Annotated in this window: 21 protein-coding genes; 12 read left to right on the top strand and 9 right to left on the bottom strand. The window is 45.5% G+C overall.

The features are described 5' to 3' along the window. Nucleotides 1-84: 84 nt before the first annotated feature. Complete coding sequence (lipA, locus tag PP175_RS21100; protein WP_272440189.1) at nt 85-954, top strand: lipoyl synthase; 870 nt, start codon at nt 85-87, stop codon at nt 952-954. 41 nt (nt 955-995) lie between these two features. Here lipA and PP175_RS21095 read toward each other — a convergent pair whose 3' ends face one another. Further along, nucleotides 996-2,249: a YhcN/YlaJ family sporulation lipoprotein gene (locus PP175_RS21095; RefSeq protein ID WP_272440188.1), complete on the bottom strand. Its 1,254-nt coding sequence runs from the start codon at nt 2,247-2,249 to the stop codon at nt 996-998. Between the two features lie 129 nt (nt 2,250-2,378). On the opposite strand from PP175_RS21095, the gene PP175_RS21090 reads away from it, so the two are divergent. After that, nucleotides 2,379-2,840 carry a YutD family protein gene (locus tag PP175_RS21090; RefSeq protein ID WP_272440187.1) on the top strand — a complete coding sequence of 154 codons (462 nt, stop codon included), beginning with the start codon at nt 2,379-2,381 and terminating at the stop codon, nt 2,838-2,840. Between the two features lie 5 nt (nt 2,841-2,845). Here the strand turns inward: PP175_RS21090 and PP175_RS21085 are convergent, their stop codons facing one another. Next, nucleotides 2,846-3,115, bottom strand: a complete 270-nt coding sequence (locus tag PP175_RS21085; protein WP_272440186.1) for a cytosolic protein — start codon at nt 3,113-3,115, stop codon at nt 2,846-2,848. A gap of 58 nt (nt 3,116-3,173) precedes the next feature. Next, nucleotides 3,174-3,446 (bottom strand): DUF3055 domain-containing protein, encoded by a 273-nt coding sequence (locus PP175_RS21080; RefSeq protein ID WP_272443344.1) that lies wholly within the window; start codon nt 3,444-3,446, stop codon nt 3,174-3,176. 179 nt (nt 3,447-3,625) lie between these two features. On the opposite strand from PP175_RS21080, the gene PP175_RS21075 reads away from it, so the two are divergent. From PP175_RS21075 to PP175_RS21060, 4 genes are all read left to right on the top strand, one after another. Then, nucleotides 3,626-4,051, top strand: coding sequence for a DUF86 domain-containing protein (locus PP175_RS21075; protein WP_272440185.1), 426 nt, complete (start codon nt 3,626-3,628; stop codon nt 4,049-4,051). A gap of 102 nt (nt 4,052-4,153) precedes the next feature. Beyond that, nucleotides 4,154-4,816, top strand: coding sequence for a helix-turn-helix transcriptional regulator (locus PP175_RS21070; RefSeq protein WP_272440184.1), 663 nt, complete (start codon nt 4,154-4,156; stop codon nt 4,814-4,816). Between the two features lie 55 nt (nt 4,817-4,871). Further along, nucleotides 4,872-5,669, top strand: a complete 798-nt coding sequence (locus tag PP175_RS21065; protein ID WP_272440183.1) for a TIGR01457 family HAD-type hydrolase — start codon at nt 4,872-4,874, stop codon at nt 5,667-5,669. Nucleotides 5,670-5,749: 80 nt separating this feature from the next. Then, complete coding sequence (locus tag PP175_RS21060) at nt 5,750-6,559, top strand: HAD family hydrolase (protein WP_272440182.1); 810 nt, start codon at nt 5,750-5,752, stop codon at nt 6,557-6,559. A gap of 23 nt (nt 6,560-6,582) precedes the next feature. Here PP175_RS21060 and PP175_RS21055 read toward each other — a convergent pair whose 3' ends face one another. Continuing rightward, nucleotides 6,583-7,362 carry an SDR family oxidoreductase gene (locus PP175_RS21055; RefSeq protein WP_272440181.1) on the bottom strand — a complete coding sequence of 260 codons (780 nt, stop codon included), beginning with the start codon at nt 7,360-7,362 and terminating at the stop codon, nt 6,583-6,585. A gap of 100 nt (nt 7,363-7,462) precedes the next feature. Between PP175_RS21055 and PP175_RS21050 the strand changes: the two genes are divergently transcribed. Next, nucleotides 7,463-7,966 carry an NUDIX domain-containing protein gene (locus tag PP175_RS21050; protein ID WP_272440180.1) on the top strand — a complete coding sequence of 168 codons (504 nt, stop codon included), beginning with the start codon at nt 7,463-7,465 and terminating at the stop codon, nt 7,964-7,966. A gap of 132 nt (nt 7,967-8,098) precedes the next feature. Here the strand turns inward: PP175_RS21050 and PP175_RS21045 are convergent, their stop codons facing one another. Then, nucleotides 8,099-8,335: a NifU family protein gene (locus PP175_RS21045; RefSeq protein WP_272440179.1), complete on the bottom strand. Its 237-nt coding sequence runs from the start codon at nt 8,333-8,335 to the stop codon at nt 8,099-8,101. Nucleotides 8,336-8,531: 196 nt separating this feature from the next. Between PP175_RS21045 and cysK the strand changes: the two genes are divergently transcribed. From cysK to PP175_RS21025, 4 genes are read left to right on the top strand one after another with little or no spacing between them, the layout of a single operon-like run. Continuing rightward, a complete protein-coding gene (gene cysK / locus PP175_RS21040; protein WP_272440178.1) occupies nt 8,532-9,455 on the top strand; it encodes a cysteine synthase A in 924 nt (307 codons plus the stop codon). A 2-nt stretch (nt 9,456-9,457) separates the two neighbouring features. Beyond that, on the top strand, nt 9,458-10,591 hold the full coding sequence (locus PP175_RS21035) for a bifunctional cystathionine gamma-lyase/homocysteine desulfhydrase (protein WP_272440177.1): 1,134 nt from the start codon (nt 9,458-9,460) through the stop codon (nt 10,589-10,591). Between the two features lie 16 nt (nt 10,592-10,607). Then, a complete protein-coding gene (locus PP175_RS21030; protein ID WP_272440176.1) occupies nt 10,608-10,916 on the top strand; it encodes a YuzD family protein in 309 nt (102 codons plus the stop codon). Between the two features lie 29 nt (nt 10,917-10,945). Then, nucleotides 10,946-11,200 carry a YuzB family protein gene (locus PP175_RS21025; protein WP_272443343.1) on the top strand — a complete coding sequence of 85 codons (255 nt, stop codon included), beginning with the start codon at nt 10,946-10,948 and terminating at the stop codon, nt 11,198-11,200. Nucleotides 11,201-11,256: 56 nt separating this feature from the next. Here the strand turns inward: PP175_RS21025 and mqnE are convergent, their stop codons facing one another. Beyond that, nucleotides 11,257-12,363 carry an aminofutalosine synthase MqnE gene (gene mqnE, locus PP175_RS21020; RefSeq protein ID WP_272440175.1) on the bottom strand — a complete coding sequence of 369 codons (1,107 nt, stop codon included), beginning with the start codon at nt 12,361-12,363 and terminating at the stop codon, nt 11,257-11,259. Nucleotides 12,364-12,590: 227 nt separating this feature from the next. Here mqnE and erpA point away from each other — a divergent pair, with 227 nt between their 5' ends. Further along, nucleotides 12,591-12,944 carry an iron-sulfur cluster insertion protein ErpA gene (erpA, locus tag PP175_RS21015; RefSeq protein ID WP_272440174.1) on the top strand — a complete coding sequence of 118 codons (354 nt, stop codon included), beginning with the start codon at nt 12,591-12,593 and terminating at the stop codon, nt 12,942-12,944. Between the two features lie 329 nt (nt 12,945-13,273). Here the strand turns inward: erpA and PP175_RS21010 are convergent, their stop codons facing one another. From PP175_RS21010 to PP175_RS21000, 3 genes are all read right to left on the bottom strand, one after another. Further along, on the bottom strand, nt 13,274-13,945 hold the full coding sequence (locus PP175_RS21010) for a hypothetical protein (protein WP_272440173.1): 672 nt from the start codon (nt 13,943-13,945) through the stop codon (nt 13,274-13,276). Between the two features lie 363 nt (nt 13,946-14,308). Then, nucleotides 14,309-14,500 (bottom strand): YppF family protein, encoded by a 192-nt coding sequence (yppF, locus tag PP175_RS21005; protein ID WP_272440172.1) that lies wholly within the window; start codon nt 14,498-14,500, stop codon nt 14,309-14,311. A 144-nt stretch (nt 14,501-14,644) separates the two neighbouring features. Further along, nucleotides 14,645-14,944, bottom strand: a complete 300-nt coding sequence (locus PP175_RS21000; RefSeq protein WP_334314224.1) for a trypsin-like peptidase domain-containing protein — start codon at nt 14,942-14,944, stop codon at nt 14,645-14,647. Between the last annotated feature and the right edge of the window lie 168 nt (nt 14,945-15,112).

Genomic DNA, 15,112 nt, shown 5'->3' with positions numbered 1-15,112 from the left:
ACAATAAAAAGAAACAGCCTTAGTTGCACTTACACGGATAGGGGATATTTCTCTTATCTGCTAAAGAAATGGAGTGACGAGCGCATGACAGAACGCAAACCAGAGTGGTTGAAAATTAAATTAAATACAGGCGAGAACTTTAAAGATCTGAAAAAAATGATGCGTGGAAAAACACTTCATACTGTGTGTGAAGAAGCAAAATGCCCAAACATTTATGAATGCTGGGCGAATCGAACCGCAACATTTATGATTCTCGGGGATTTGTGCACACGCGCGTGCCGTTTCTGCGCGGTGAAGACAGGCTTGCCAACTGAGCTTGACCTGGCAGAACCTGAGCGGGTAGCAGAAGCAACTGAACAAATGCGTCTGCAGCACGTTGTCGTCACATCGGTAGCCAGAGATGATTTAAAAGATGGGGGAGCGGCTATTTTTGCGGAAACCATTAAGGCGATTCGCAAACGGACGCCGCTGACCAGCATAGAGGTGCTGATTCCTGATTTTATGGGGAACTGGGATGCGCTTAAACTGGTCATGGACGCTAAGCCGGACATTCTCAACCATAACATTGAAACGGTGGCGCGGTTATCGGATCGCGTACGCTCGAAAGCCAAATACGATCGAACCATGCAGCTTTTGAAGAAAGCGAAAGAAATGCAGCCCGCTATTCCTACAAAATCCAGTTTAATGGTTGGAGTAGGTGAAACAACCGAGGAAATCTTATCCACCATGGATGATTTACGTAAGGTTGGAGTCGATATCATGACGATAGGCCAATATTTGCAGCCAACTTCTAAGCATTTAAAGGTTTTGAAATATTACCATCCCGATGAGTTCGCCTGGTTAAAAGAAGAGGGTATGAAGCGTGGATTCAAACATGTCGAATCCGGCCCGCTTGTACGAAGCTCATACCATGCCCATGAGCAGGTAGAATCAGCCGCTGGTATTGCAAAATAATTGGAAACCCCGTCCATAAACAGACGGGGTTTTTTGCTGCTTTAACGGGTACTTGTGCTTCCGCCTGTTGGGCTTGCGCTCGCTTTGGTGCCGCTTGTTCCAGTTGTAGACGTAGTCGCGTGAGTTATGCGGGACGGGTATCCAATCATTTGCTCGAACTGCTTATCCGTCTTATTTGCATAAGCAGTAGGATTTTGGTGTATCTTGTTGGTAACCGTTCCATCGTTTGTGCTATACACTTTGTAGTAACGTGGGCAAACATTTTCAGAGGCAGTGTGCGCCTGGCGAAGTACCCGGTGAGCATCGGAAGCACTTAGTCCGGTCGTGTCACAGCCAACAAACGCTTGATTATCTGTTGTGAGAACGGTAGCTGCCTGGCAGCCTGGAACAGCCTTCACCGCATTTGCAATCGCATACGCAAGATTCTGGCGATCCACATACACCATTGGCGTGCCGTGCGGGGTCATTGTTTGACCTTGTGGACCGGTTGTACCAGCCGCAGTGCCTGCACCGCCGGTTGTACCAGCCGCAGTGCCTGCACCACCGGTTGTACCAGCTGTAGTGCCTGCACCGCCGGTTGTTCCGGTGATACCAGAGGCCATGCCAGTAGTGCCAGTTGTTCTAGAGGTAGAAGTTGTGCCTGTGCTGCGAGCCGTTGCGGACGTTCCGCCTCCCGCAGCCTGTGTTCCTTTAGCGCCAGTCGTTCCGGCGGTTTTGCCTATATAAACAAATCCCACCTGATGGCCTGCTGATTGGGTTGATGTGGTTCTGCCATCGTGCGCGCGGTAAACAGAATATCTATCCAGCCCTGTAGCTGCAGTGCCTGCTGATCCCCGGTAACGGTCCGGGGTTGTGCTATAGCCGCGGTAACCATTGGTTGTCGTTCCTGTGTTGTTAAATCCTCGAGTCTGGAACATTCCATCACGGGTATCCCTGACGTTTCCATACGTGTCTGTTCTGTAGCGGCCGGAATCACGGGTTCTGGGGTCATATCCTGGTGTTAAAGGATCGGTAGCTCCAGGACCAGGTCCCCCATAAATACCAGTGCCTGTACCATAATTGCCTGGTGTGGCTGTTCCGGTTCCAGTTATACCGGTTGTGCCGGTTGTACCTGCGCGGTAGCCCCTAGTGTCAGTTGGAGCCGTTCTTGTTCCGTTAACGCCTGTTCCAGGAAGTGCACGGGGAGCTGTATAGTTGGTGGCTCTTGTTCCCGTTCCCGTATTATCACGTGGCGTACATGCGGCAAGAGAGACGGCTAATGCTGCTGCTGATAGTACAGTAAATGTTTTTTTCATTTGAACACCTCCTGATAGTTAGGCTAACCAGATGGGGGGCAGACTTTTCGTGGCAAATTTGTGTGCTTTCCCGAAAAATGTGGTAAAATAGGAGGCAGTACACCCAGAGGAAGACAGGAGGGGATCGAAGTGATACGAGTCCAGGGAAACGTCTATGAACTAATTGAAGAAAACAAAGAAGGATTTAACCTTGAAGCATTCAAAGAGCGATACAGCGATATATTGGATAAGTTTGATTATGTGGCGGGAGACTGGGGATACGGACAGCTTCGATTGAAAGGTCTGTTTGAAGATACGAATCGCAAAGCCCCTTACGATTCCCGTTTGAGCTTTTTTGATGAATATATACTGGAATATTGCAACTTCGGGTGCTCTTATTTCCTGTTAAAGAAAAATAAAGAATTAAGCCAGGCCCTATCTGAAGAAACGGCCGATAAGGAATATGATAAATCGGAGAGTGCATCGGCTCATGCGGATAATCGAGCCAAGGATGGCCGCGAAACAAAGAAACGCGACAGACGGAGGCCGCGCCCACGAAGGAAGAATAAAGAACCGCGCGAACGTGTGACAGAATATACACCCCAACAATGAGCAGCCTAGCTTAAAGGCTGCTCATTATCTTCTGCAGGATTATCATGCATTGGGTGAGCCGGTTGTTCGTGTCTGGGAATACCTTCGTGGAGGCTGCGGTATTCATAAGCGTATGCCGACTGTGGCCTTTCCCCGGTCTCCCAGCTTTCTTTACCTAACTGTCCGGTAGAGGAGGCCGAGGTTCCGTACGGGCCTTCAGGAAATTCCTCCGGATACCGCGTATGCAGCATGCTGTATTCGGTTGACAGCGGCTTATACTGTTCACGCTTCGTCATAATAAAAACCCCTTTCCAACAAGCAGGAATAGGGGTAGTTTGCCCAAAATGACGGGAGTTAGATGCTTACATACAGAAATTCCCGCAATTCAGCGGCTTCGGTCTCGGACATGTTAAACACTTCTTCAAGATAACCCGGTTCATCCAAATCTTTCTGTCCCAGAATGGCCATTCTGTTGCTTTGAATATTCAGGACAATACTTTTTCCGTAAAAGTTACCTGTTTTAATAATAGCCAGGTCATAGCGGCCAACTTCACCCATAAAACTCACATATCGCGTTTTTGTTTCCTCAGAATGGTCGTACAGAAAATCCCAATTTTCATTTTGCATCAACAATTTTCCTCCTCAAGTGCCATGAATCATGTTTTATCTATATGCATTGTAACATACAGGAAACCGAAATCGTCCTAGTTTCCTCATGATTTTCCCGTTGTACTCGTGTATACTTAAGTAAGATAAAGTCCCATAACTTCAATTCGAGCTAAAGAAAAATAACAGGGAGAATCATCATGTATCAAGTTAATGTGTCGAAAATCGAGCAAACGCTTCAATATTTAGAACAAACGCTTGGTGTGATTGAACCGCTGCTCAAGCAAGAGCATGGTCCGCAAAGTCCAATAGAAAAGCTGGCTCTTCAGCGGGCACTCCACATTGCCCTGGAATCCATTGCAGATACCGGAAACGAATTGATTGACGGATTTATTATGCGGGATCCTGGCAGTTATGAAGATATAGTGGAAATACTTCGCGATGAAACCGTTATACCCGACGCAGCTTCAGCTGCTCTCAAAGACATCGTGAATGCCCGCCGCGATCTTGTAACCCATTTTATTCGCATGAACGATGGCAGAATTTTTGAGCTTCTTCAACGTCATTATGCAACCCTCCTCCAATTCCCACGGCAAGTTCGTGAATACCTGAATAAAGAACTATAGAAGTTATTAGCAACATTAGGATAGTTATTATATATATATTTATATAAATTTACTTATCCTGCACATTCGGGTACAATAGAGTAAGAGGAAGGTGAGGTAAGGATGAACAAAGACAAGTCCTCTTCTACACGCGATCAGATTTTGCACATGTTAAAAGTTAAAGGGTCTTTGACCGTTGGCGATATGGCCGAAGAACTGGGAATTACAGAGATGGCAGTCCGACGCCATTTAAATACGCTGGAGAGGGATAATTTAGTACAGACCCGCCTCGTCCGTCAGGCGATGGGCAGGCCCACGAATGTTTATTCCCTCTCTGAAGCAGCCGATAATATATTTCCTAAGAACTACCACGATTTATCCCTCGAGCTGCTGCAGGACATTCAAGAACTGCAGGGACCACAGATGGTGGAGGTTCTCTTCAACCGAAGAATGCAGCGCTTTGAAGAATCATATGCTGGCTCCGTTTCTGCGAATCCCAGCTTTGACGATAAAATGAAACGTTTAGCCCAATTGCAGAATGAAAAAGGGTACATGGTTCAAATTGAAAAAGATGAAAAGACCGGAAAATATTTTTTTGTTGAATCCAATTGCCCGATCTCAACCGTTGCTAAAGAATACAATTATGCATGCAGCTGCGAGAAAGCTTTATTCCAAAAAGTACTGGATGCTGAAGTAGAACAGGATTCATGTATGGCAACCGGTGCAGAAAACTGTGTATATGTAATACAAGAGAAAAAAAGCAATCAAATCGAGCAGCCAGAATAATGGTTGCTTTTTTTGATACATCAGAAAGAGAAGAAGGGTAAAGGAGTGGGATTTGATGGAGAAGAAGATGTACCGCGGATACTTGTTCGATCTTGATGGCACCGTATATAAGGGAGGACAGGTCATACCGGAAGCTGTAGATTTTATAGGAGAATGCCTGGCAAACAACATCCCCTACCAGTACGTTACAAACAACTCAGCCTTAACGCCTTATGAGCTCGCACAGCGCCTGTGCGGTATGGGAATAGAGGCGGTGCCAGAAGATTTTTTTACATCAAGTATGGCGGCAGCCGGATGGATACAAGAGAGGGAAGGGAAAAATGAGCATAATAACTTCGAAGCAGTTACCGTGCTCGCCATCGGTGAAAATGGCCTGCACACCGCTTTGAATCAGGCAGGTGTAAACCTGGTAGACAAAGCACCGGCAGATTATGTGGTTATCGGTATTGACAGGCAGTTTACATACGAGAAGATGAAGCAAGCTGCGCTGGCAATCCGCGGAGGTGCCGTTTTTATTTCCACCAATAGCGATCGCGCGGTACCTTCCGAAGAAGGGCTGTTGCCTGGAAATGGCGCACTTACCGCTTCGATCGCCACGGCAACAGGGACGGATCCAATTTTTGTAGGGAAACCGGAGACAGCCATTATCCAACTGGCGCTCGACCGGCTGAAGTTAACTGCCTCCGATGTCCTCCTCATCGGGGATAACCTTGAGACAGATATAGCAGCTGGACACAAAAGCGGGGTGGATACACTGCTTGTTTTTGGAGGGTTCAGCAGCAGGGAAGATGTAGAAAAATCGGCAATCAAGCCTACCTATACAGCAGAAACGCTGAAAGGATGGCAGCGATAAAATGATTTGAGTTTATTTATACGGGGTAACATACTGATTACCCCGTATTAACAGCTCCCGCAGAGAAAGAAGGAAAAATAATGAAACAAAACCTTATATTCGATTTAGACGATACATTGTCCTACTGCAACAAATACTTTGAGCTTGTCATTAATAAATTCATTGACCAAATGCTTGTGTATTTTAAGGATTATGCTTTGACAAGAGAAGAAATAAGAAAAAAGCAGCTCGAAATTGATCTCGCTTCCATTGATCAGAATGGATTAACTTCTCACCGGTTCCCGGATTCCTTTGTGCAAACGTATAAACATTATTGCACTAGCTTGGGCAGAGGGACTGTCAGCGCAGAAATGGACTTTCTGTGCGAGTTAGGGGAGAGTGTGTTTAAAATCAAAGTCGAGCCCCTTCCAAGTATGTATGAAACCCTGCAACAGCTTGTCAAGGAAGGGCATGAATTATATCTGTACACAGGTGGTGACGAAGAGAATCAGTGCAGAAAGATCAACCAGCTCGAGCTGTCGACTTTCTTCCACCACAATATTTTTATCAGCATTCACAAAGATACGAAGGCATTAAAACATGTGTTGGACACCATTCAAGCGGATCCGAAAAACACGTGGATGATTGGAAACTCGCTGAGAACCGATATCAAACCCGCGCTTGAACTCGGAATTAACGCCGTACATATTCCGGCAGCGCTGGAGTGGGAGTACAATATCGTCGATATCGATATTGAGCCAACAGGTGCTTTTCTCACCATTGATTCGTTGGAAAAGCTTCCCGGCGCTATCCGCGAATACATCTCAACCACTCGGAAGGAATATAATGGCGCAGGAATCACCCGGGAATTCGTAACAAATGCCGTAGCTGAAGAAGCGAAAGGATTTTAGGGCACCTTGATCAAGGTGTCTTTTTACTTCCCCTGCATGTGTTTAGCCAAAATGTCTTTACCCCCGGTTATTTCTAGGACTGCACCCGTTATGAAATCAGATTGCTCCATACACAAGAAAGAGACAGCTCTGGCGACATCCTGGCCAGATCCGGGACGTCCTACCGGCGTGTCGGGGTCATGTACCGAAGCTAGCTCCGCAATTGTTTTCTGTTTGGCTTCTCCAATAATATCGCCAGGACATATCATGTTTACAGTGATCCCGTACTCAGCTTCTTCCAGGGAAAGAGAACGGGTTAACGACACAAGGCCGACTTTGGCGGCGGCAAAGGCAGACCGATACAGCCATCCCGGTGCATTCATCGCCCTTTCAAATCCAATGGTTATAATTCGGCCCCAACTGTTCTTCCGCATGACAGGAATAGCGGCCCGGCATATATAAAAAGCGCTGGACAGGTTTCCGTTTATCATCGCATTCCACTCGTCATCCGTATAGTCCATGAGTTTTTTACGTTCTTTTATGTAAGGGCCGGCATTCAAAATCAGCATATCTAAGCGCCCCCAGCGTGTAACTGCGGTTTCTACCATGTTTGCTGCCTCATGTGGCCTGCTGACATCTCCCGGTATCAAGAGGACTTCACAGCCGTATGTATTTTCCAATTGTTGTTTGAGTGCCTCCGCCTCAGCAGCGCTGGAACGGTAATTAATAGCTATGCGGATGCCGCTTGCAGCCAGTTCATGGGCGATTTGGACACCGAGTCCTTTAGCGCTTCCCGTAATCAAAGCTGTCCGGTTTATTTTCAACGGAAACCATGCCTTTCTGCTTGGAATATTTGGTTGGGTCTGATTTAATTGTATTATAGAGAAAGTAAAGAAAGAAAGTCTGAAAGTGTGGCGACGGTCAGTGAGTTATTGTTTTTATGATAAAAGCGGGCATTTTTTCTCCCTCACGTTCAATGCAGAGAACTTCCGGGATGATGCCAAACACGTACTGGTATTTGTTTCTCCCAGAAACAATAAACAGCAGATGGTGTTAACCCGGCATAAAAGGCGGGGGTGGGAACTTCCTGGCGGTAAGGTAGAACCAGGGGAAACGCCTGCAGCCGCTGCGTGCCGGGAATTATTCGAAGAGACGGGTGTAAAATCAAATGATCTGCGCTGGATTGGGCAGTATGTAATTGACCCGGGAAAATGCGGCGAATTAATCGTTAAAAATATATACGCTGGTACAGTTTACGAGTGGTTGGATCTGCCGCCGGGATTTGAAACGCTCGAATCCCGTATATTTACCTTCAACCTTCAGCCTTTTGCCAGGGGATACAGTGATTTTATTCAGGATAACCTGTTCCCTCTAATTAAGCAGTTTTTGCTTAACCGCACTGAATCTAAACCCGGGGTAGCAGACTAGCGGAATGGGCTAAAGGCCAGGGCAAACGCTTGGATGCTTATGGTTTTTACGATGATTGATGCAAAAAGAGCCCTGTAAACAAAGTTTACAAGGCTCTTCTCAATTATATGCCAAACAGCAAATATTTTGATCTTAGAAAACTTGCTGTACTTCTGTAATTCCTTCCACTTCTTCCATTAGAGCGCGCTCAATACCCGCTTTAAGCGTAATTGTTGAGCTAGGGCAGCTGCCGCATGCACCATGGAGACGAAGCTTTACTACACCATCCTCAACGTCAACTAATTCACAGTCCCCACCGTCACGCTGTAGAAACGGACGCAATTTATCTAGAACTTCTTGTACTTCTTCTTTTTGAGTCATTTCAGTCATCGTTTTTTCACTCCTTTTCGGTACATACTTATATTATAATACCGTTTTATTTATAAATCCATGTTTTTGCGCCTTTTCGTTCCAGTTTGCAGGGGGGGAGTATTTATTCCTATAAGAATACTGTAGATTAACGCTTTCGATTTTAATATGATAAAATGATAGTGGTATTTTCAACAAACCTGAAAGGACGAATCCTATGAAGGTATTCAGCAACATTAAGGAGCTAATTGGGAACACCCCGATTGTTGAAATTACAACGTTTAGGCTTCCTCAAGGGGTTAGGCTATTTGCTAAATTGGAGTATTTTAATCCGGGTGGAAGTGTTAAAGATAGACTGGGTATTGAATTGATTCGGGACGCCGAACAACGCGGTGCATTAAAGACCGGAGGCACCATTATCGAGCCCACGGCGGGTAACACAGGAATCGGACTGGCGCTCGCTGCTGTAGGAACTGGCTACCGCGTCATGTTTGTCGTACCGGAGAAATTCTCCCTGGAAAAACAGGATTTAATGCGGGCGCTTGGAGCCGAAGTCGTGAATACACCTACCGAGCAAGGAATTAAAGGGGCTATTGCGAAGGCGCAGCAGCTTGCAGCTCAAATTGAAGGGGCATTTGTTCCGCAGCAGTTTGCCAATCCTGCGAATCCGGCTGCACACTACAAAACGACAGGCCCGGAGATTTGGGAGCAGATGGGCGGGAAAGTGGATGTTTTTGTCGCGGGTGCAGGATCTGGCGGAACCTTTATGGGATGCGCCCGGTATTTAAAAGAACAAAATCCGCACATTAAGACAGTGATTGTAGAACCTGAAGGATCGATCCTGGGCGGTGGGGAAGTTGCTCCGCATAAGGTTGAGGGAATTGGCATGGAGCTTATTCCAGATTTTATGGATAGATCATACTTTAATGCCGTTTACACGGTACCGGATGCTGAATCTTTTCGCCTGGTGAAGGAACTGGCTGCACAGGAAGGCATGCTAGTGGGCAGCTCATCCGGTGCGGCGATGTTTGCTGCACTTGAAGAAGCGAAGAAGGCAAAGCCAGGCAAACATATCGTGGTAATCTTCCCGGATAGCAGTGAGCGTTACCTAAGCAAAAAAATATACCAGGGGGGCATGTAATCATGCGCATGAAAACCAGGTTGATTCATGGCGGTGTTGACGGAGATCCGGCAACAGGCGCCGTAAGTGTACCGATCTACCAGGTAAGCACGTACAAACAGGAGGCAGTTGGAAAACATAAAGGGTATGAATATTCCCGAACAGGTAATCCGACGCGTTTTGCGGTGGAGCAATATATTGCCGATATCGAGGGCGGTATAAGAGGCTTTGCCTTCGGATCGGGTATGGCCGCCATTTCTTCGGTTGTGATGCTGTTTGACAAGGGCGCGCATTTTGTGGTGGGCAACGACGTATATGGCGGCACCTTCCGGGTGTTGAGCAAAGTGTTTAACCGGTTTGGCATCGAGGCGACGTTTGTCAATACCACGGATACCAACGCAATCAAAGCAGCTATTAGGCCCAACACAAAAGCAATTATGCTTGAAACACCAAGTAACCCGCTGTTAACGGTTACCGATATCGCTGCCGTATCTGAAATAACCCAGGATCAAAACCTGTACCTCATTGTGGATAACACATTTATGACGCCGTACTGGCAGAATCCGCTGGAATTAGGTGCTGACATTGTGGTTCACAGCGCAACCAAATACCTCGGCGGTCACAGCGATGTTGTTGCCGGTCTTGCAGTGGTAAAAGACCAGGCCCTAGGTGATGAGCTTCATTTCGTACAAAACAGCGTGGGAGCTATACTTGGGCCTCAGGATTCGTGGATTCTGCTGCGTGGCATGAAGACGCTAGGTGTGCGCATGGAGGAACACGAGAAAAACGCCCGTCGCATTGCGGCCTGGCTCTCGGAGCGAAAGGACATTACGAAAGTATTTTATCCGGGGCTGACTTCACATCCGGGGCATGATATTGCAGCCAGACAGGGTAGGGGTTTCGGTGGCATGATGTCTTTTGATGTGGGCAGTCTTGAACGTGCCAATCAGGTACTTTCACGCGTCAAACTATTCACGCTGGCAGAAAGCCTCGGCGCTGTAGAAAGCTTAATTTCTGTTCCTGCCCAGATGACCCATGCGTCCATTCCTGCGGAGCGACGGGCCGAACTTGGCATTACAGACGGCCTAATCCGTATTTCTGTCGGTCTTGAGGATGTGGAAGATCTCATTGAGGAACTTGAGCGGGCGCTCTCTTAATACGAGGTGATTAAATTTGGTTATTCGTGTATTCGGCGCAGAACAAATCTGTGCAAGCTGTGTGAATTTGCCGTCAGCTAAAGACACTTCCGAATGGCTTCAATCCGCTTTAGACCGCAAATACGGCCCCGGTATTGAAGTTCGGTATATTGATATATATAGCCAGCTTGAAGGGGAGGATGCGGAATTTGCCCGCCGGATTCAAGCTGACGAATACTGGTATCCGCTTGTCGTATTAAACGGTGAAGTAGTGGGTGAAGGAAATCCGAAGCTAAAGGAAATTAAGCAGGCCATAGAGAAAACGGGAATGCGCGCGATTAGCTAGGGAAGAAAGGGGGAGTTTGATTGCGCCCCATGGTTGAATTTTGTGTAAGCAACCTGTCCAACGGGAGCGACCGGGTTAAGAAAGTGCTGGAAGAGGAAGGGGAAGTCGATATTCTCGAATATGGCTGTCTTGGAAACTGCGGCCAGTGCTTTATCCAGCCGTATGCCCTTGTTGAGGGGAAATTAATTGCTGCAGATACGCCGGATGAGCTTTTGATTGCGATTAAGGAGTACCTCAAGCAGAAGCAGGATGAAGATAAGTTATGGGAAGAACTTGGATTTTAAAAAAGGGCAGCCGGCTGATGGCCTGGCTGTCCTTTTTTTATTTATAGCTAAAAAAGCTAGTATTCCTTTATTGCGTTGTAGAAAGTATCGCGTTCGATTGGTTGTCTGCCAGCGCCTTTAATGAGCCATACCAGTTCATCTCGGGTAAGAGCAGACTGTGTAAGGGCACCTACAGCATGGCTGATGCGCTCCTCAACAAGTGTACCATGAATGTCCGAAGAACCAAAGTTTATCGCCATCTGAGTAAGCTGTGTACCGATATTGATCCAGTACGCCTTCACATGCGGGAAATTATCCAGCATAAGTCGGCTGATGGCCATCGTTTTCATGTCATCAAAAGCAGAGTTCCTGCGTTTAATGGAAGCGGTAATTTTCTTAGGCTGGATGGCCAACGGGATAAATACCATAAATCCATTGGTTCGGTCCTGCAGCTCACGCAGACGAATCATATGTACAAGCCGCTCTTCTAATTTTTCGATGGATCCGTAAAGCATGGTGGCGTGGGTTTTCATTCCCATGTTGTGGGCCAGCTCATGCACGTGAAGCCATTGGTCAGTGCTGGCCTTCTCAGGACTCATTTTGGCCCGGTATTCTTCTGTCAGAATTTCAGCGCCGCCTCCAGGCATCGTATCCAGTCCTGCTTTCACTAATTCATTCAGTACTTCCTGTTCGGTAAGTCCGGAGATTTTAGCGAAGAAAACAATTTCAGCTGCTGTGTATGCTTTTATGGTAACATGCGGATAATGTTTTTTGAGGGTACGAACAGTATTCACATAGTACTCAAACGGAACGGTATGATTATGTCCGCCTACGATATGAAATTCGCGCAGAGAAGAGGAATAGCCCTTCTGAACGTATGCTAACAGCTCCTCTTCATTCATCGTGTAAGCGCCTTCTTCTCCGGGATCCCGGCGGAAACCACAGAATGAACAGTGGGCCTCACATACATTGGTCGGATTAATATACATGTTTTCGATAAAGTAAACATTGTTGCCGTTCTTCTGGGTGTTCACCCGGTTGGCCAGTTGTCCGATGGTTAGAATATCGTTCGAATTATAAAGCGCTAAACCATCTTCTAGAGTCAATCGTTCACCGTTTTCGACTTTCTCGATAACAGGAAGCAGGGTCTCATCCTGCACAAATTGTTTCACAAAAGTATTCATACTTTCACCTCTTAGCTTTAATAAACACGCTGCACGTAGACTCATCCATCTTCATTATTATAGAGATAATTTCCGATTCAAACAAGAGATGTACTGTATAGGTAAATTACATTTAGTTAGTAAACATTTTTGTTTGGTAATATTGGAAATCTTGAGCGGCCGGATTATATGGAGTATACTAAAGACAAAGGTTTCTTTTGAGGAACCACAAGGAGGGAATCTATCCAATGATTACACTTTCTGAGAGTGCTGGAATTAAAGTAAAAGAACTTTTGGCCGCTGAAGAGAATAAAAATCTTTTCCTGCGCGTAGGTGTTATGCCTGGTGGATGCAGCGGTTTTTCATATGGAATGGGTTTTGATGATGAGATGCGTGAGGGCGATACTGAATTCAACCAGCAAGGTGTGAAAATCGTTGTGGACAGCGAAAGCCACAAATATGTAGACGGTCTAAAAATAGATTACAAAGAATCGATGATGGGCGGCGGATTTGCAATTGATAATCCAAACGCGGTTGCAACATGCGGTTGCGGATCTTCTTTCCGTACCAAAGAAAATGCGGGTGCGCCAAGCGAGTGCTAACGTTTTGATTCGTTAACATCTTCGGACAATGTACGATAGTTTAGGCGGAGAGTTACGTATTCATTTGATGAGGGATGTAATACGTTACCCCGCAAATATATAGTGGTTAGGCTTTGTATAGCGCCTTTTGACGTATATCAGATACGTTAGGAGGTGCTTTTTTACGTTATGGCAGGGTCGCGTAAAGGATGATAAGCATGCAAGCGATGAAGGAACCTCGGGAAAAAGACATACAATCAGTTAAAGTGAATGGCGAATAAAAAGGGCACTATACAGCACCCTCTGAACAGCAAAGATAGTGCAGGATGCTATCGAATGTTGCACGTAACTTAGCCTAAGTATAAATCTGCAGCGAAAGACAGCCCTGCTGGATTAAACGCATTCGGCGGATCAATGTTATAGTTTACAGCTTCGAAGGATAGCACAACTTGAAAGGTGTCTCCATTGCGTGTATCTGGAACAGGAATGCTAGTGTTTGAATAATATTGAACGTTTAGCCAGTTAAAAGGAACATCGTCGGTAGTTCCAGTGTTGGGATCTAACATGCCATCTGAAAGATTGTCAGGTGGAGAAATAGTTGTAAATGTATCACTTTGAGTCAGATCAAAAACGTCAATTTGCACGTCATGGGCGTTATCACAAAATACCCATAAATCGATAAGAACCTGCTGCCCTGTCAACAACTGAAAAGTTGTTGATGATATAGCAAAGAATCTCATTTGCCCCGCGGTTGTATACGAGTCCCATACATAAGCAGGCTCAATCTTAGTAAAATTGCTGTTGTCATTTCTGTACGGCGTTAATTTGGGCCATCCTTGAAATACACGACCTTCGTCAGTTGCCACAGAATCGGCTTGAGCCACTAGTGCGAATGCCTGTTCACCTTGATTCGCTCTTGCTAGGGAAATAGCTGTAGGTCTATCTAATGCAACAAAAGTTCTGCGGGGTGCAGGTGTTGCTGAGCCGCTGCTGACTAGTCTCGTCAATGGAGTAATAGCCAATAAAATTCACCTCTTTCAATTGATGATTTATTTTATTCCATTGCTCGCTTGTTGGGACGGGCTATTGATTCAGATGATCTGTGCATTTTTTAAAGAAAAGGTAATTGTTAGGAAGTCTTATTGTGTGATTTGACTTTAAACGTAATCGTAGCAGAAAAAAGACACAGACTGGAGTCTGCGCCTGAGAGAAGGTATAAGGGTTGTTGCTAATTAGGGAGCAATTTCAATATAGCAAACCTTTATTAAGTAATTGTGATTGATTGTTTATAAATTTACGTCCTGGCCCCTATCAGAAGCTAACACTTTTTATTCCGGACAAGAAAGCTGAAAGAAACAGCGGGTTTCCCCGCTCCGTGATTACTCTTATATAAGTTCTAGTGAATTTGGTTTCTTTGCGCCTCTCGCAGTAAGTTCACGAAACATGTTGCGATACTGGACAATCGATAATTCACCTTGGATATATCTGCGTTGGATAAAATCTAACAAATCATTTGCATTGGAAGGTTGAATATTTTTGACCTGGATAAACTCGTTAATTAAATGTTCCATTGTCATAAAAAATACCTCCTAATTATTGTTAGTCCTTTCACTAATAATAACATTGAAAGCCGTTTATCTTCTTGTTTTTAAAAATTCAAACTTCCGACATATTTTTCTACTGTTTTTTAGGAAAACGATAAATTTGTCGTTTTAAACAAGTTATGTACGCCATTTTCCGGCTTCATTAAAAACAGGGCCGCCAGAATTTCCTGGATTGAAGCTTCCTGCAAGTTGAATGACGGGTCCATTTTCACTGTTTTTCTTCGCTGTAATGGAAGCATCTGAATAAGATGACACTAGCAGGCTTTTGTCATCCAGGAATCCCTTTAAATCCGCCGAACCCGGATATCCTGCGACGTTAGCCTTGTCAGATGTAAAAGGAAATAATTTTTTGTTTGTGCCGATATCATTTAGAGGGGGTGACAAAATTGAGGAAACAAAAAGAAAGGCTAAAGAAATTTGTTGGATTTATGTGGAGGCAATATCAGAAGATAGGTGCATCAGGGTTGGCGATGTATCACTAACATTTAAGTGTGCGCAATACATACATATCATGGGCCGGAACCAGAACACTCACACATACGCAGTGATGACTGAATAAACCTCTTAATAATGAGAAAGCGGAGG

Origin of the sequence: Aneurinibacillus sp. Ricciae_BoGa-3, from assembly GCF_028421645.1 — a bacterium.
In the GTDB taxonomy this organism is placed as follows: Bacteria; Bacillota; Bacilli; order Aneurinibacillales; family Aneurinibacillaceae; genus Aneurinibacillus_B.
The sequence above is the reverse complement of the archived record's forward strand: the minus strand, read 5'-3'. Positions and strand labels throughout refer to the sequence as shown.

What these genes read in the sequence shown, in the direction of transcription:
- erpA (WP_272440174.1), top strand. Translation starts at nt 12,591, where the DNA reads ATGATTACACTTTCTGAGAGTGCTGGAATTAAAGTAAAAGAACTTTTG.
- mqnE (WP_272440175.1), bottom strand. Translation starts at nt 12,363, where the DNA reads ATGAATACTTTTGTGAAACAATTTGTGCAGGATGAGACCCTGCTTCCT.
- PP175_RS21035 (WP_272440177.1), top strand. Translation starts at nt 9,458, where the DNA reads ATGCGCATGAAAACCAGGTTGATTCATGGCGGTGTTGACGGAGATCCG.
- PP175_RS21080 (WP_272443344.1), bottom strand. Translation starts at nt 3,446, where the DNA reads ATGCAAAATGAAAATTGGGATTTTCTGTACGACCATTCTGAGGAAACA.
- PP175_RS21085 (WP_272440186.1), bottom strand. Translation starts at nt 3,115, where the DNA reads ATGACGAAGCGTGAACAGTATAAGCCGCTGTCAACCGAATACAGCATG.
- PP175_RS21060 (WP_272440182.1), top strand. Translation starts at nt 5,750, where the DNA reads ATGAAACAAAACCTTATATTCGATTTAGACGATACATTGTCCTACTGC.
- lipA (WP_272440189.1), top strand. Translation starts at nt 85, where the DNA reads ATGACAGAACGCAAACCAGAGTGGTTGAAAATTAAATTAAATACAGGC.
- PP175_RS21065 (WP_272440183.1), top strand. Translation starts at nt 4,872, where the DNA reads ATGGAGAAGAAGATGTACCGCGGATACTTGTTCGATCTTGATGGCACC.
- yppF (WP_272440172.1), bottom strand. Translation starts at nt 14,500, where the DNA reads ATGACAATGGAACATTTAATTAACGAGTTTATCCAGGTCAAAAATATT.
- PP175_RS21070 (WP_272440184.1), top strand. Translation starts at nt 4,154, where the DNA reads ATGAACAAAGACAAGTCCTCTTCTACACGCGATCAGATTTTGCACATG.
- PP175_RS21075 (WP_272440185.1), top strand. Translation starts at nt 3,626, where the DNA reads ATGTATCAAGTTAATGTGTCGAAAATCGAGCAAACGCTTCAATATTTA.
- PP175_RS21095 (WP_272440188.1), bottom strand. Translation starts at nt 2,249, where the DNA reads ATGAAAAAAACATTTACTGTACTATCAGCAGCAGCATTAGCCGTCTCT.
- PP175_RS21045 (WP_272440179.1), bottom strand. Translation starts at nt 8,335, where the DNA reads ATGACTGAAATGACTCAAAAAGAAGAAGTACAAGAAGTTCTAGATAAA.
- PP175_RS21025 (WP_272443343.1), top strand. Translation starts at nt 10,946, where the DNA reads ATGGTTGAATTTTGTGTAAGCAACCTGTCCAACGGGAGCGACCGGGTT.
- cysK (WP_272440178.1), top strand. Translation starts at nt 8,532, where the DNA reads ATGAAGGTATTCAGCAACATTAAGGAGCTAATTGGGAACACCCCGATT.